The following is a 15051-nucleotide window of genomic DNA, read 5'->3' as shown; positions in this document are numbered from 1 at the left end:
CTAGCCGACCTGCTGCACCTGGGGCAGGGACAGTTGCAGCTCGGTGCGGATCGCCGGGGTCAGCACCTCCCCGGCCTGCTTGCACAGCTTGGCCATCTCGTATCCGGCCACGCCCACGTCCGCGCCGGTGGCGGTCAGGGTGGCCAGGATCGAGCCGTCGCGGATCGGCATCACGAGCAGGAAGCCACGGCCCATCTCGACCACGGTCTGGCGCACCGAGTCGCCGTCGAACAGTGACGCCGCGCTCTTGGTCACGCTCACCAGGCTGGAGGTCACCGCCGCGAACTGGTCGGCGCTGTCGCGCGGCAACCGGTCCGAGGCGGCCACCAGCAGGCCGTCGGAGGAGACCACGACGGTGTGCACGACACCGGCCACGCGCTCGGCGAATCCGTTGATGAGCCAGTTGAAGTCACGCGCCGCTGCGCTGATCGCCATTTCCGTCCACTCTCCTGTCACTTACCGGCCGGCTGGGTCAGCTGCCGATCCGCCTCGGTCCGCCCCGCGGCGTCGTCCTGTTCCGGCTCCGTCGCGGCGGGCGGTTCGGGGGCGACCGGCGCGCTCGCGCCAGGTCCCGTCCCGTCCTCCGCCTCGGCGCGCCGTACACCCTCGTAAAGCCTGGTCAGCGTGTCGCCGAGCGCATCCGGGTCGGCTTCGTACCGGGTCGTGTCGACCGGGGCGGCCTGCGGCACCGAGCGCCGGGTGCGGGTCGGCAACCCGGCTTTGGTCAGTGCGGGCGGCGCCGCGGCCTCGGCCTGCGGGGCGGCGGCCGCCTGCTCGGCGGCGTCGCGGTTCCACCAGATGCTGGGCGCGCGGCGCTCGGGGGTCAGCACGTCCTCGGCCCGGGTCGGCACGCGGCGGCGCAGTGTCGACATGGCCGACCCGTCAGGCTCGCCGGAGGGCGGCGCGGTCTCGGGCTCGTCGGCGGGCACGGGCGCGATAAGCGCCTCCGGCAGCAGCACCCGTACGGTGACGCCGCGAATCCCGGAACTCAGCCGGACCGTGATGCCGTGCCGCCGGGCCAGGTGCCCGACCACGACCAGTCCCATCCGCTCGGCGGCGGAGGTGTCGATGCTGACCGGTTCCGACACCTGGCTGTTGGCCTCGGCGAGCTGCTGGTCCGACATGCCGATGCCGTCGTCGACGACGACCAGCTCGGCCGAGCCGTCGGCGAGCGGGTTGCCGCGCACCTGCACGGTGGTGTCCGGCGGGGAGAAGGCGGTGCCGTTCTCCAGCAGTTCGGCGAGCAGGTTGACCACGTCGGCGACGGCGTGGCCGACGACGTACACCCCGTCGGGGGTGTCGTGGTGCACCCGCTCGTAGTGCTCGACCTCGGCGGTGGCCGCCAGCACGATGGTGTTGAGGTCCTTGGGCCGGTTCCAGTGCCGGGCGGTGTCGCCACCGGCGAGCACGAGCAGGTTCTCGTCGTTGCGGCGCAGGCGCGCGGCGAGGTGGTCGAGCCGGAACAGGCTGCTGAGCTTGTCCGGGTCGACCTCGGCCGACTCCATGGTGTCCAGCAGCTGGAGCTGCCGTTCGACCAGGGTCTGGCTGCGCCGGGACAGCTTGATGAAGATCTCGTTGACGTTGCGGCGCATGCTGGCCTGCTCGGCGGCGAGCCGCACCGCGCTCAGGTGCACGGCCGTGAACGCCTCGGCGACCTCGGCGACCTCGTCCCGTGAGCCGATGATGATCGGTTCGACATGCACCGGTGGCGCGGTCGTCGGTGACAGGCGCAGCTGCTCGATGACGCCCGGCAGCGCGACCTCGGCGACGATCAGCGCCTGGGTGCGCAGCGAGCGCAGCGCCGCGGCCATGTTGCGGCCGATCACGATGGACATCAGCAGCGCGGCGAGCAGCAGCAGGATGGTGATCAGGGAACCGAACAGGGTGGTGAGCCAGCGGCTGCCGCTGGCCGCGGCGACGGCCTCGGACGCGCCGGACAGCAGGTCCTGCTCGACGGTGCGCAGTTGTTCGAGTTCGGTGGTGCTGGCCGACCACCACTGCTGGGGGTCGACGCCCGAGCCGGGTTCCGCGGCGACGATCGTCTCGGCGAGCCGGTTCGCGTTGCGTACGGCCTGACCGGCCACGACGTCTTCGAAGCGGGAGACCTGGGCCGGGTCGGCGTCGGCCCGGAACGCGGCCAGGGCGGCCTGCCGCTGGGCACGGGACTGGGCGATGCGGGCGCCGGGCGCGGTTTCGAAGGTGACGCCGTAGCAGAGCATGTAGAGGCGGCCGCGGATCTGCGCGGTGAGTTCCTTGGCCCGCGCCAGGTTCGTGAAGCCGCGCACCTGGCGGCCCAGCGTGTCGTCGCCGCCGACGTCGACCGGTGCGGGCAGCAGTGCGTGCAGGGCGGCGATGACACCGGTGTACGCGTCGAAGGCCGCCTGGGCGCGCAGCCAGCCGCCGCCGACCCCGGCACGCACGGGCGCGACCTGGTCGAGCCGGTCCCGGGCCGCCAGATACGGACCGGACAGCGCAGGATCGGCGGCCAGTGCGGCGGCTGCCGTGCGCCACCGGGCCGCGGCCCGGTCGACGGCGGTGCGTTCCGGGGCCAGTCCGGCGACGTCGCGGACCGGCGAGCCGCCCGCCGACAGCGAGACCAGCATGCCGACGCTGCGGTCGCGTTCGTTCTGCAGCTCGTGGACCAGGTTGGTGATCTCGTCGCCGAGGGCGACCTGGCGCGAGAACGCGTCGAGGTCGGCGGCGGTGCGCACCGAGTCGGAGATCTGCACCCCGGCGACGACGAGGAAGCCCAGCAGCGGCACGGTGAGCACGGCGGCGAGCTTGGTGGGCACCCGCCACAGCCGTGTGCGCAGCGGCGACATGCGGCGATGCGCACCGGTCGCCCGCCCGCTGCGACGCCCTTGATCCGTCACCGGACGACCTCCGTACACTTTGCGCAGTCCACATTAGAGTGAACCGGGTCTGGCTCCGTACATCTAACCGTCGGCCGTGACGCCGCAGCAAGTAGATCCGGGATGAACTTATTTAACGGAACACATACGACGCCGGGGCTTGAAAGTCTCAGTCGCGCACGAAAAGATACCCCGGTCCACGATCATCGGCAGCGACCGGATCTTTCCACATCGGAGCGTGCGTTCATGAATCCGCTGCGCCTGGCATGCGGCCTGGCCTCGGTGACCCTGCTGATCGCCGGATGCACGACCACCACCGACACCCCGCAGCCGGCCGCTGTCGGCGTGCTCGCCCCGCTGACCGGCCCCGACGCCGGCTGGGGCGTCGACGCCGTCAACGGCGCGCGGCTGGCCGTCGACGTCGTCAACGACGACCACCCCGAGCTGCCACTGCCCCTGGCCGCGGGCACCGGCCTGCCCGGCCGGGGCGGAGCGCGGCTGAGCCTGGCCGCCCGGGACACCGCGGGCGGGCCCGAGGCCGCCTCGGCCGCGCTGACCTCGCTCACCGAGCAGGAGCACGTGGCGGGGCTGGTGCTGGCCGACTCCACGGAGGTCGCCGAGTCCGCTGCCAGCCAGGCGCAGCGGCTGCGGGTGCCGCTGCTCGACGCGCGCAGCACCGACGACTACCTCACCGAGCTGGGCATCGACTGGTACTTCCGGACCGGACCGAGCGACAGCCGCCTGGCGGAAGCGGCGTTCGCGCTGCTGGCCCGGCGCGGTCAGGGCACGGGCACGATCACCCTGGTCACCGAGAGCGGGCGGACCGGTTCCGCCGCGGCCATGTCCGACCTGCGGGAACTGGCCCGCCGGGCGGGCGTGCCGATCGGCGAGACGCTGACCGTGACCGCCTCCGCCGCCGACCGGGACGCGCTGCACGACCGGCTCGACGCGCAGGCCGGCCACACGGTCGTGGCGTGGGCGCAGACCGCGGCCGGGGCGCGGGCTGTCGCCGACGCCGTCGGGCAGACCGGCGAACGGCCGACCCTGTTCGGCCTCGGCCAGGGCTTCCGGCTGCTGGAGCGGCCGGACGGCGGTGCCGCGCTGCTGCGGGCGGTGCCGTGGTCAGCCGAACTCGCCGGGCGCGAACCGACCGCGCGACTCGTCGCGCAGCTGTACGAGCAGCGCTTCGGCAGACCCATGAGCGCCGTCGCCGCCGACGCCTTCACCGCGACGATCGCGCTGGCAGCGGCCATCGACGCGGCCGGTTCGTCCGATGCCGCCGCGATCCGCACCGCGCTGCGCCGGACCTCCCTGTCCGCCGTGCAGATGATCATGCCGTGGGACGGGGTGCGGTTCGGCGACGACGGGCAGAACCAGTTCGCCGCCGCCGTGGTCGAGCAGTGGCAGGATCGCGGCTACCGGCTCGTCTACCCGGTGGAGCTCGCCTCGTCGGCGGCCCGCTGGAGCAGCCCGGAGCCCCAGCCGTGACCGGCGGCCCGCTGCTGCTGCGCCATGCCACGCTCACCGACGGCCGCCACGTCGACGTGACGCTGAACAACGGGATGATCACCCACGTCGAAGCCGTGGCCGACACGGCCAGGGCCGGGGCGGACGTGCTCGGCGGTGGCGGAGGTCCGGCCTCGGCCTCGGCGGCCGTCGACCTGGCCGGGCACCTGCTCCTGCCCGCCCCGATGGAGATCCACGCCCACCTCGACAAGGCCTTGAGCGCCGACGCGGTGCCCAACCCGGCCGGAGACCTGATGGGCGCGGTCATGGCATGGCTGGCCTACCGGCCGTCGCTGGGCCGCGAGCAGATCGAGCACCGCGCCCGTGCTGCGCTGAACGCCTACCTCGGCCACGGCGCGACGGCCGTGCGCACCCACGCCGACCTCGGCGCGGACATCGGCCTGCGAGGGCTGCTGGCGGTGCTCGCGATCCGCGACGAAGCCGCTGGCCGCTGCGACGTGCAGGTCACCGCGTTCGCGGCGACCCCGCTGACCGGGGAGGCCGGAGCCGCCAACCGCGCGCTGCTGGCCGACGCGCTGGACGCCGGAGCCGACGCGGTCGGGGCCTGCCCGGGGCTCGACCCCGACCCGGCGGGCTGCATCGCGATCTGCCTGGACCTCGCGGCACGCCACGGCGTCCCGCTGGACCTGCACGTCGACGAGTGGCTGCACCCCGACCCGTGCACGCTCGAACTGCTCGCCGACGCGGTGACCGCGAGCGGCTTCGCGCACGGCGTCATCGCCGGGCACTGCGTCAGCCTCGGCATGATGGCGGCCGACCGGGCCGGGCGCATCGCCGACAAGGTCGCCCGCGCCGGGATCGCCGTCGCGTGCCTGCCGCAGACCAACCTGTTCCTGCAGGGACGCGACCACGACCGGGCCGTGCCGCGCGGGCTGACCGCCCTGCGCACCCTGCGAGCCGCAGGCGTCACCGTCGCCGCGGGCGGCGACAACCTGCAGGACCCGTTCCAGCTCCTCGGCCGGGGCGACCCCCTGGAGACGGCGGCGCTGCTGGTGCTGGCCGGACACGACACCCCCGAGACCGCGTACGACGCGGTCAGCGCCCAGGCCCGTAAGGCCGCCGGGCTGGCCCCGGTCGCCGTCGCGCCCGGATTCCCGGCCGAGCTGCTGGCCGTACGCGCCGGATCGCTGCGCGAGGCGCTCGCGACGGCCACCGCCCACCGACTCGTGCTCCACCGCGGGCGCACCGTCGCCCGCACCACGGTCACCCGGCACGACCACCCTGCACAGATAGGACACCCCGCGTGACCGACGACGGCACACCCGCCCTGACCCTGGAGGCGGTCGGCGTGCGATATCCCGACGGCACCGAAGCCCTCGACGGGGTGACCCTGCACCTGGCCGCGGGCGAGTTCACCGCCGTGGTCGGCCCGTCCGGCTGCGGCAAGAGCACCCTGCTGCGGCTGGCCGCCGGACTGCTCAAGCCGACCGCGGGCACGGTTGCCCGCGCCAGCGACCGGCTCGGCTTCGTGTTCCAGGACCCGACCCTGCTGCCCTGGCGCAGCGTACGGCGCAACGTCGAACTGTCCGGCGAGCTGACCGGCGTGCCCGCGCGTGAGCGGCGCGCACGGGCCGAGGACGCGCTGCGGCGGGTGGGGCTGTCGCACGTCGCCGACGCGCTGCCGGGCACCCTGTCCGGCGGCATGCGGATGCGGGTCTCGCTGGCCCGTACGCTGACCGGCCGCCCCGAGCTGATGCTGTTCGACGAGCCGTTCGGGTCCGTCGACGAGATCACCCGCGCCCGGCTGGGCGACGACCTGCAGGAGCTGTTCGCCGCCGACGGGTTCGCGGGGCTGCTGGTCACGCATTCGGTCGCCGAGGCGGTGTACCTGTCGCAGCGGGTCGTCGTGATGGCCGACCGCCCCGGGCGGGTGGTCGGCGAGGTCGCCGTGCCGCTGCCATACCCGCGCCTGCCCGAGGTGCGCTTCTCCCCCGCCTTCACCGCGCTGACCTCCCAGGTGACCGCCCTGCTGCAGGGCGGCACCGCCGACCGGATCGAGGTCGCCGCATGACCCGCGTGCTCACCCGGCAGACGTGGCGGCTCGCCCCGCCCGCGATCGTGGCCGCGATCGTGCTGGCCGTCTGGTACTTCGGCAGCTACGTGCTGATCGACGCCGACCGGCGCTTCCTGCTGCCCGCCCCGCACGAGGTCGTCAAGGTCGGCTTCGGCGACCCGGCCAACCTGGCCGAACTGCTCGCCGCGTTGCGGCTGTCCGCCGAGGTCGCGCTCACCGGCCTGATCTGCGCCGCGCTGCTGGGACTCGCGCTCGCGGTACTGATGAGCCAGGCCCGCTGGGTGGAGCGCTCGCTGTACCCGTACGCCGTGGCGCTGCAGACCGTGCCGATCCTGGCCCTGGTGCCGCTGTTCGGGTTCTGGTTCGGGTTCGGGTTCTCCAGCCGGGTGCTGACCTGCGTGCTCATCGCGCTGTTCCCGATCGTGGCGAACTCGCTGTTCGGGCTGCGCTCGGTCGACCCGGCGCTGCACGACCTGTTCACCCTGCACCGCGCCGGGCGGCTGACCCGGCTGGTCAAGCTGCAACTGCCCGCCGCGCTGCCCGCGATCCTCACCGGGCTGCGGATCTCCGCCGGGGCGGCCGTCATCGGCGCGATCGTCGGCGACTTCTTCTTCCAGCAGGGCGAACCCGGCCTCGGCCAGCTCATCTACGTGTACCCCCGCCGCCTGCAGTCGGAAATGCTGTTCGCCGCGGTGTTCCTCGCCTCGGCGTTCGGCGTGGCCGTGTTCTGGCTGTTCGGCGTGCTCGCCCGCCGGGCCACCGCCTGGCACTCCTCGCAGCAGCGCCGGCCCTATCCCGGCGCGCCCCGCTGACCCCCGCCCCACCCCCCTCCATCACCTGACCGAAGGAGATCCATGAATACCCTTCCCGCCTCCCGAAGGCCTTTGCACCGGGCCGGCGCGGCTACCGCGCTGGTCGCGATGCTGCTGGTCGGGGGCTGCCAGTCCGACGGCGACACCCCGGCACCCGCGCCCAGCGCGGGCAGCGGCTCCACCGACCTCGCCGCGGTGTGCCCGGCCACGGTCGTCGTGCAGGCGGCCTGGACGCCCGAAGCCGAGCACGGCGCGCTGTACCACCTGCTCGGCCCCACGCCGACGATCGACGCCGGGGCCAAGAAGGTCACCGGCCCGCTGATGGCGGGTGGGCAGAGCACCGGCGTCAACATCGAGATCCGCGCGGGCGGCCCGGCGATCGGCTTCCAGAACGCGGGCGCGCAGATGTACGCCGACCCGTCGATCATGCTCGGCCAGGTGGCCACCGACGACGCGATCGGCCTGTCGGCCAAGCAGCCCGTCGTCGCCGTCGTCGCCCCGTTCGACATCGCGCCGTACATGATCATGTGGGACCCGGCGGCCAACCCCGGCTTCAACTCGATCGTCGACATCGGCAAGACCGACACCAAGGTGCTGTTCTTCAACGGCGCGACCTACATGGACTACCTGACCGGCTCGGGCATCCTGCGCCGCGGCCAGGTCGACGGCGCGTACGACGGCAGCCCCACCCGCTTCCTCGCCGAGAAGGGCAAGATCGCCCAGCAGGGCTTCGCCACCAACGAGCCGTTCATCTATGAGAACGCGCTGCCGCAGTGGAAGAAGCCGGTCAAGTTCCAGCTCATCCACGACACCGGCTACCCGATCTACCCCGAGGCCGTCGTGGTGCGCGCGGACAAGAAGGCCGAACACGCCGCCTGCCTCAAGCGCCTGGTGCCGATCATCCAGCGCTCGCAGGTCGAGTACGTGAAGGACTTCGCCGCCACCAACGACCTGATCATCAAGCTCAACGACGCGTACAAGGGTTTCCCGTACAGCAAGGAGCAGGCCGCGTTCAGCGTCGACCAGCAGCTCAAGCTGAAGATCGTCGGCAACGGCGGCAACGCCACGCTGGGCGACTTCGACGTCGACCGGGTCAAGCAGGTCATCGGCATCGTCGGCCCGATCTACTCCGGCCAGCGCAAGGAGGTCAAGGCGGGCCTGACCGCCCAGGACCTGGTGACCAACGAGTTCATCGACCCGGCGATCGGGCTGAGCTGACCCCGTGAGCACCCTGGAACCACCTCCGCTGGCGCACGTCGCGCAGCGGGCGAGCCGCCGGGCACCCAGCCCGGCGGCTCTCGCCGCCTTCCTCGACGCGCTCACCGCCGCCCTGCCCGCCGACCGCGTCACCACCCTCGACTCGGCACGCCTGGCCGCGTCCCGCGACGGGGCATACCTGTCCCCACTGCTGTCCGCGGTGCTGCCCGACCGCCTCGCCGACGTCGTCGTCCGCCCGGCCGGAACAGATCAACTGCAGACCGTGGTACGCCTCGCGCACGCCCACGCGGTGCCCGTCGTGCCCCGCGGCCGCGGCACCGGCAACTACGGCCAGGCCGTGCCGCTGGCCGGAGGCGTGGTCGTCGACCTCAGCGACGCCGACCGCATCCTCGAAGTCGGCAACGGCTGGATCCACGCCCAGGCCGGAGCCACCTTCGTCGCCCTGGAAGCCGCCGCCCGGCGCACCGGCCAGGAGATCGCGATGATGCCGACCACCGTCGGCAGCACCATCGGCGGCTTCCTCGGCGGCGGCGCGGGCGGGCTCGGCTCCATCGAACACGGCTGGCTCTGGGACGGCTTCGTCCAGGCCCTGGAGGTCGTCGCCTGCCCCCCGCAGGACGAACCCCGCCGGGCGTACGGCGCACAGTGCCTGCCCTACCTGCACGCGTACGGCGTCACCGGCATCATCGCCACCGCCACCGTCAAACTCGCCCCCGCCCGGGACTGGACCGCGCTGCTCGCCTCGTTCCCCGGCCCCGCCGGCGCGGACGCCACGCAGGCCGGGCTGGCCCTGCTCCGCCTCGACCCGCCGCCCCGGATGGTGTCGCTGGACGAACCCGCGCTCGTCGCGACCTACCCCGCCGACCCTGCCCTGCCCGCAGGCCGCCACAGCCTGCGAGCCGTCGTCGACGTCTCCGCCGTGGACGCCGTGACCAAGACCGTCGCCGCGCACGGCGGCCGGATCGACAAGGTCGACGCCGCTGCCGTGGGCTACGTGTCGACGCTGTCGTTCAACCACGTCACGCTGCGCGCCAAGAAGGCCCGCCCGGAGCTGTGCCACCTGCAGGTCGGCGGCGCACCACTGGTCACCGACCCGGACGCGGTCCGCGCGGCGCTACCCGGCTCGATGCTGCACCTGGACGGCATGCGCCCCTACCTCGACCCGGCCGACCCGGTACGCGGACGCGGCTTCGGCGGCCTGCTCCTGGCCCCCTTCCACGACGCCGCATCGCTGTACGCCTGGATCGAGCGCCTACAGGCCCTGGGCGTGCACGTCGTCGACCCGCACACCTGGCTGCTCGACGGCCCGGCCCTGCCCGGCATCCGCGCGGCAGCAGCCGCCAACGACCCGGACGGCCTGCTCAACCCGGGAAAGCTGCCGTAAGCACGGCCTGGTTCTGGCGGGTCAGCCCGACGTCGCCTCGGCCAGCGCGTACACCCTGGCGACCCGGTCGCCGAACCCGGTCGAACCGTCGGTGGGCAACCAGTTCCGCCACCACGGTCCGGCCGGGTCGACGAACCGGGCGGCATGGTCGGTGCCCAGGCGCGAGTCGAGATCCAGCAGCACGGCCAGGACATACCCCTGGTCGTAGGGCAGATCGGTCGGCAGGTAACGCTCCAGGTAACCGGTGAGGATCCCTATGTCAGCCGGCTCGGCGAACCTGGCCAGCGCGAATGCGTAGCCCTTGCCCGCGTGGGCGGACCCGCTTTCCAGCAGCAACTCGCCGAGACGATCCCGGAACCGGGTGCGCAGGTCGAGCCCGATGAGCCAGGCAGCCGACAGGCGTGGCCGCCAGTCGCGCAGCAGCAGCATCGCGGTGAGTTCACCGTCGGTGATCCGGCGGGCGTCGACCCAGAGGCCGCGCATCATCTCGGCGGCCTGCCCGTCCGGCAGGTTGTCCACGAAACTCCCGCCACCCAGCAGCTTCAGGTAGCGGCGATCGGTCTGACCGGGGCCCATGACGTATGGCCGGAACGGCGCGTGCGCAGCCGTCAAGTCGCTCGCCTCACCCATGACCGGCGAGTGTATCGACGGCGGTTCCCCCACCGACGCCTCTGGTCCGGTAATGCGGCTCAGGACGACCGGGCCGCCTTGGCGGCGGCTCCGCACCAACACGCGATGCCACTCGCGAAGAAGCTGGCCATGCCCAGGAAGACCCGCACGTCTTTCTCGCTGGTGGATGTGATGGCCAGCGCCACCACGACGAGGACGGTGAGGAGCAGCAGTGCGATCAGCCACGGAGGTGACTGGTCCGCTTCGTCGCTGAGCACGAAACCCCGGCCGCCCACCCGCAGGTATGGCCAGCAGAGCACGACGCCGACGCCCACCGTCACGAAGTCGGCCAGCCCGAGGGCGACGAACGCCGGCGACGGCACCACTGCGACGTGGCTGACGCCGATGACGGCCAGCCCCGTGATGACCAGCCCGGCGGCGAACCGGCTCACCAGCAGCAGCGCCTTGCCGCGGTACGCCGCAGCGGCGTACGCGAGGCGTGTCGCGCCGACTTCGGCCAGCAGGCTCAACCTCGAACTCGACCCGGTTTCAGCCGCCATGGCGCGAACGGTAGATCATCTGAGCGAGCGTGTCCACGCGCGGTGGCCGGCCTCTCATCATCGCCGTACGCAGGAATCGGCATGCGGTCCATGCTGTCCGCGACGGTTCTGGCCCCTCAGGAGGTCGTTTCGGGGCGGTGCCGGAAGGTGGTGCGGTAGTGCTGCGGGCTGGCGCCGACGATGCGCTTGAACCTGTCCCGGAACGCCGTCGGTGAGCCGACGTCGTCGTCGACGGGGCGTCGATGGCCGGGCAGGCCAGGGCGGGCAGGCTGCCCGCGTCGAAGGTCACCGGGCACCGCGCCACGCCGCCGGAGCGTTGACCGGCAGCCCGCGCGTCGTCGGTGCCACGGTGAGCGACGGTCTCGGCCGCGTAAGCCGTCGGCTCAGAGCGGGCCGCTCGAACTCGACCCGCCGGTGTTGGAGCCGTACGGGCCGTGCGGCGGGCGGGGCTCGCGGTCGCCGAAGTAGACGTCACGGTTCGGGTCGAGCCGGCTGCGCTGCCTGCTGCGCCGCGCGCCGACGACGACCATGGCGACTATCAGCAGCGCCGGCACCCCTACGACGATCAGCAGCCATTCCATGGCGCGAACGGTAGACCACCCGTACGAATCCCGTGCCACACGTGAGGCGGGCGGCTCGCGCCGGAGTCAGCGCGACAGGATGGTGACCAGCTCGCCGTACACGCGGCGGCGCGCGTGTTCGAGGGCGTCGACCCCGTCGTTGTCCCCGATGTCGACCCGCGCTCCGGCGGCCGTCAGGATGCGCGCGATCTCCTGGTACGGCGCTGACCCGTCGCCGAGCACGACGCACTCCAGCAGTGCGGTCCAGCCCAGGTTGTTGACGTGGTTCACGTCGATGCCGGTCTGGACGACCCGGCGCACGTAGTCGACGTGGCCGCGCTCGCTGGCCGGGATGACCGAGATCCCGCCGTACCGGTTGACGATGGTCAGATCCGGCTCGGCGGGCAGCAGCGCCTCCAGCATCGCGACGCTGCCGGTCACACCGGTGACCAGCCACGGGGTGTCGTGCCGGTCGTCGAGCGCGTCGGGGTCGGCGCCAGCCGCGACCAGGGCCTTCGCGGCCTCGACGTGGTCGGCGGCGGAGGCGAGCAGCAGCGCGGTGCGCTGGTTGCCGTCGCGGGCCTCCAGGTGGGCCCCGGCGGCCAGGGCCGCGCGCACTTGTGCGGCGTCGCCGCCTGCGGCGGCAGCCAGCAGCCGCTGGTCGGCGGTCTCGGTCACGATCTCCTCCTGGGACGGGTGCGGGGCGGGGGCGGTCCTGGCACATCCGGCGGCCGCCGCGAGCAGCGGCAGGGTGAGCAGGGTGCGGCGTCTCATCCGTGCGAGTATCCCGCACCTGGTGACGTGATCTGCCGGGAGTCAGGGGGTCTCGGTGCGGTGCGCTTCGGCCACGCCGAGGCCGTGGAACAGTTCCCGGGCCTGCGTGGCGTATCCGCCTGCGTCGGCCGGGTCTGCCGTGCGCGCCAGCCCGGCCAGGGCGCGGGCCCGCTCGTAGTCGTTGCCGGTCTGTCCGGCGAGGTCGAGTGCCCTGGTCAGTTGCTCCCGCGCCCGCGCGGACTGGCCCATCTCGTGCAGGATCGCGCCGAGGTCGGTGAGGGCGCAGGTCAGGATGTCGGCTTCGGCTATCGCGGTGCCGAGTGCCAGCGCCCGTTCGAGATGGTCGACCGCTTCCGGCCACCGGCGCAGCCCGCCCAGCGCCACGCCGAGCCCGCGCAGTGCCACCGCGTGGCCGACGCGGTAGCCGACGGCGCGGTTGATGTCGAGGGCGAGCCGGTGGTGCTCCAGCGCCAGGGTGAAGTCACCAAGGCGTTCGTGGGTCTCCCCGATGTTGTTGAGCACGGCCGCCTCGCCCGCACGGTCGCCGAGTTCGCGATACACGGCCAGCGCCTGTCGAAAGTTGTCCAGGGCGTGGCCGTAGTCGCCCAGGCGCAGTTGCACGATGCCGAGGTTGGCGCGGGCGTTGGCCTGTCCGGCCACGTTGCCGAGGTCGACCTGGATCGCCAGCGCGCGGCCGTAGTGAGCGCGCGCGTCGCGGTACTGGCCGAGACGGCGGTGGACGATGCCCAGGTGGTTGAGTGTGGCGGCCTGGCCGGGCCGGTCGCCGAGGCCCTGGTGCCAGGCCAGTGACGTACTCAGCGTGTCAAGGGCGTCGGTGTAGCGGCCGAGCCGCCACAGGCTGCTGCCGACGCCGAGCACGGCAGCGGCCTTTCCGGCGTCGTCGGACAGCTCGGTGTACTGGTCCAGGGCTGCCGCGTAGTGCTCGAGGCCGCGGGCGTAGTCGCCGAGCCGGCGGTGGATCGCGCCGAGGCGGCAGCGCGCTCCTGCCACGGCGGCCGGGTCGTGCTGCGCTCGGGCGGCCGCCAGGTCGAGTTCGGCGAGGGTGAGCGCGTCGTGGAAGTGGCTGCACGTCTCGAGGTGGCGGGTCAGCGCGGCGGCGAGGCCACGGGTGTGGTGCGGTGCGCCGTACGCGGCAGCATTGATCATGTTCGCGCGGTCGAGGTCGAGTACGCGGCGCGCGGCGGCCTGGTCGGCGGTGGGGTCGTAGGCGGCGCGGACGCTGTCGCGGGCAAGGGCGAGGTAGTGGTCGTGCAGCCGGTCGCGGGCCGCTTCCCGGTCGGCGGCGGGCAGCGCCCGGCCTAGTTCGGCGGCGTACGCGCGCAGCAGGTCGTGCATCGTGTAGCGGTCCCGCTGGTGCTGCTCCAGCAGGTGTGCCCGGGTCAGGGCGGTGACCGTGCGCAGTGTCGCGCCGGGGTCCGCGCCGCACAGGGCGGCAGCCGCGCCGAGGCCGAGATCCTGACCGGGGTGCAGGCCCAGCAGCGCGAAGCAGCGGGCGTCAGCCGGGCTCAGATGCCGCAGGGACCAGGACAGCACGCTGCGTACGGCCGCGTGCTCGTCGCCCATGTCGAGCAGGTCCAGCAGCCCCGGCTCCCGGTCCAGTTCCGCGACGAGTTCGGGCAGCGTGTCGTGGGGCCGGGCGGCGGCGAGCTCGGCGGCGATCCGGACGGCCAGCGGCAGCAGGGCACAGCGCTGGGCCAGGGCCGCCGCGGCGGCCGGTTGCGCGTCGACCCGTACGCCGACGAGTTCTTGCAGCAGTTCGAGCGCTTCGGCGGGGCTCAGCACGTCGACCGCGAGGCGGACGGCCCCGTGCCGGGCGCTCAGCGACGGCAACCGGTCGCGGCTGGTGACCAGCACGAAGCAGCCGGGTGAACCGGGCAGCAGCTCGCGTAGCTGGGCCAGCGAGTGGGCGTTGTCGAGCAGCAGCAGGGTCCTGCGCCCGGCGAGCGCGCTGCGCAGCCGGGCCGCCCGCGCGGCAACCCCGGCGGGGATCGCGTCGCGGGCGACGCCCAGCTGCGCCAGCAGGAACTCCAGTGCCTGGTCGGGTGGCACCGGATGGTCGGGGTCGTAGCCACGCAGATTGATGTAGAGCTGGCCGTCGGGGAACCGGGCGGCGACGCGGTGTGCCCAGTGCACGGCCAGTGCCGTCTTGCCCGCGCCCGCCGTGCCGGACAGCGCGCAGATGACCGTGGCGGTGCCGCCCGGCGCCGTGGCGCGGGCCAGCGTCTGGTCGAGTGCGGCGAGCTGTTCGCCGCGGCCGACGAAACTGCCGATGTCGGCAGGCAGCGTCTGCGGGACGGTGGAGGCGGTCGCGTCGCCGCCGGGGTCGGCCGGTGGGCGGCTGGCCGCCAGCCACAGCCGGTGGAACTGCGCGGTGTCGCCGTCCAGCGCTTCGACGATCAGTTCCAGCAGGCCCCAGCGCGGCAGCCGCGCCTCGGAGAACGCCGCCGAGACCGTGGTGTGGCTGCAGCCGACCTCCCGGGCCATGTCGCGCAGGCTGGGCCAGCCGGCGCGGTGGTGCAAGCGGTGCAGTTCGTCGAACAACACCCCGATCGCCCCGTCGAGGGCCGGCTTGGGCAGCCCGGCCAATGCCACCTCCGTAACGCGCTGTCGGTGAAGCCGCTGTCCAGCATCGTCCAGATTCGTCAACCCGCGTGCGCGGCGTTTCATTATGACCGGGTCGCCGATCCCCTGCATCGATGTGTCAATGGTCGGGATCGGAG

Annotated in this window: 13 protein-coding genes; 6 read left to right on the top strand and 7 right to left on the bottom strand. The window is 73.2% G+C overall.

Annotated features, from left to right (window positions below; genetic code table 11):
- Together HAV40_RS08395 and HAV40_RS08390 are read right to left on the bottom strand one after the other, a co-directional pair.
- A complete protein-coding gene (locus tag HAV40_RS08395) occupies window positions 1-435 on the bottom strand; it encodes a roadblock/LC7 domain-containing protein (RefSeq protein ID WP_166380303.1) in 435 nt (144 codons plus the stop codon).
- Window positions 436-452: 17 nt separating this feature from the next.
- Window positions 453-2822, bottom strand: coding sequence for a sensor histidine kinase (locus HAV40_RS08390; RefSeq protein WP_166380302.1), 2370 nt, complete (start codon window positions 2820-2822; stop codon window positions 453-455).
- 276 nt (window positions 2823-3098) lie between these two features.
- Here HAV40_RS08390 and HAV40_RS08385 point away from each other — a divergent pair, with 276 nt between their 5' ends.
- The 6 genes from HAV40_RS08385 to HAV40_RS08360 are packed head-to-tail and all read left to right on the top strand — an operon-like array spanning window position 3099 to window position 9807.
- Window positions 3099-4340 (top strand): ABC transporter substrate-binding protein, encoded by a 1242-nt coding sequence (locus HAV40_RS08385; RefSeq protein WP_166380301.1) that lies wholly within the window; start codon window positions 3099-3101, stop codon window positions 4338-4340.
- Window positions 4337-5626, top strand: coding sequence for an amidohydrolase family protein (locus tag HAV40_RS08380; RefSeq protein WP_166380300.1), 1290 nt, complete (start codon window positions 4337-4339; stop codon window positions 5624-5626). The genes HAV40_RS08385 and HAV40_RS08380 overlap by 4 nt, the downstream gene beginning before the upstream one ends.
- The gene (locus HAV40_RS08375) at window positions 5623-6390 is read left to right on the top strand and encodes an ABC transporter ATP-binding protein (RefSeq protein ID WP_166380299.1); all 768 of its coding nucleotides are present in this window, start codon (window positions 5623-5625) and stop codon (window positions 6388-6390) included. The genes HAV40_RS08380 and HAV40_RS08375 overlap by 4 nt, the downstream gene beginning before the upstream one ends.
- A complete protein-coding gene (locus HAV40_RS08370; RefSeq protein WP_166380298.1) occupies window positions 6387-7205 on the top strand; it encodes an ABC transporter permease in 819 nt (272 codons plus the stop codon). The genes HAV40_RS08375 and HAV40_RS08370 overlap by 4 nt, the downstream gene beginning before the upstream one ends.
- 42 nt (window positions 7206-7247) lie before the next feature.
- Window positions 7248-8423, top strand: coding sequence for a hypothetical protein (locus HAV40_RS08365; RefSeq protein WP_203670903.1), 1176 nt, complete (start codon window positions 7248-7250; stop codon window positions 8421-8423).
- A gap of 4 nt (window positions 8424-8427) precedes the next feature.
- Window positions 8428-9807 (top strand): FAD-binding oxidoreductase, encoded by a 1380-nt coding sequence (locus tag HAV40_RS08360; protein WP_239085697.1) that lies wholly within the window; start codon window positions 8428-8430, stop codon window positions 9805-9807.
- A 21-nt stretch (window positions 9808-9828) separates the two neighbouring features.
- Here the strand turns inward: HAV40_RS08360 and HAV40_RS08355 are convergent, their stop codons facing one another.
- The 5 genes from HAV40_RS08355 to HAV40_RS08335 all read right to left on the bottom strand — a co-directional run bounded on the left by HAV40_RS08355 (window position 9829) and on the right by HAV40_RS08335 (window position 14917).
- Complete coding sequence (locus HAV40_RS08355; RefSeq protein WP_166380297.1) at window positions 9829-10437, bottom strand: DUF6000 family protein; 609 nt, start codon at window positions 10435-10437, stop codon at window positions 9829-9831.
- Window positions 10438-10496: 59 nt separating this feature from the next.
- The gene (locus HAV40_RS08350; RefSeq protein WP_166380296.1) at window positions 10497-10976 is read right to left on the bottom strand and encodes a hypothetical protein; all 480 of its coding nucleotides are present in this window, start codon (window positions 10974-10976) and stop codon (window positions 10497-10499) included.
- A 383-nt stretch (window positions 10977-11359) separates the two neighbouring features.
- Window positions 11360-11557, bottom strand: a complete 198-nt coding sequence (locus tag HAV40_RS08345; protein ID WP_166380295.1) for a hypothetical protein — start codon at window positions 11555-11557, stop codon at window positions 11360-11362.
- A gap of 66 nt (window positions 11558-11623) precedes the next feature.
- Complete coding sequence (locus tag HAV40_RS08340; protein WP_166380294.1) at window positions 11624-12310, bottom strand: ankyrin repeat domain-containing protein; 687 nt, start codon at window positions 12308-12310, stop codon at window positions 11624-11626.
- Between the two features lie 42 nt (window positions 12311-12352).
- Entirely contained in the window at window positions 12353-14917 is a 2565-nt protein-coding gene (locus HAV40_RS08335) for an ATP-binding protein (protein ID WP_166380293.1), read from the bottom strand.
- Between the last annotated feature and the right edge of the window lie 134 nt (window positions 14918-15051).

The sequence above is a fragment of the Catellatospora methionotrophica genome, from assembly GCF_011297335.1.
Lineage (GTDB): Bacteria > Actinomycetota > Actinomycetes > Mycobacteriales > Micromonosporaceae > Catellatospora > Catellatospora methionotrophica.
This window is presented reverse-complemented; position numbering and strand designations above follow the sequence as displayed.

What these genes read in the sequence shown, in the direction of transcription:
- HAV40_RS08395 (WP_166380303.1), bottom strand. Translation starts at nt 435, where the DNA reads ATGGCGATCAGCGCAGCGGCGCGTGACTTCAACTGGCTCATCAACGGA.
- HAV40_RS08390 (WP_166380302.1), bottom strand. Translation starts at nt 2,822, where the DNA reads ATGTCGCCGCTGCGCACACGGCTGTGGCGGGTGCCCACCAAGCTCGCC.
- HAV40_RS08385 (WP_166380301.1), top strand. Translation starts at nt 3,099, where the DNA reads ATGAATCCGCTGCGCCTGGCATGCGGCCTGGCCTCGGTGACCCTGCTG.
- HAV40_RS08370 (WP_166380298.1), top strand. Translation starts at nt 6,387, where the DNA reads ATGACCCGCGTGCTCACCCGGCAGACGTGGCGGCTCGCCCCGCCCGCG.
- HAV40_RS08365 (WP_203670903.1), top strand. Translation starts at nt 7,248, where the DNA reads ATGAATACCCTTCCCGCCTCCCGAAGGCCTTTGCACCGGGCCGGCGCG.
- HAV40_RS08355 (WP_166380297.1), bottom strand. Translation starts at nt 10,437, where the DNA reads ATGGGTGAGGCGAGCGACTTGACGGCTGCGCACGCGCCGTTCCGGCCA.
- HAV40_RS08350 (WP_166380296.1), bottom strand. Translation starts at nt 10,976, where the DNA reads ATGGCGGCTGAAACCGGGTCGAGTTCGAGGTTGAGCCTGCTGGCCGAA.
- HAV40_RS08345 (WP_166380295.1), bottom strand. Translation starts at nt 11,557, where the DNA reads ATGGAATGGCTGCTGATCGTCGTAGGGGTGCCGGCGCTGCTGATAGTC.
- HAV40_RS08340 (WP_166380294.1), bottom strand. Translation starts at nt 12,310, where the DNA reads ATGAGACGCCGCACCCTGCTCACCCTGCCGCTGCTCGCGGCGGCCGCC.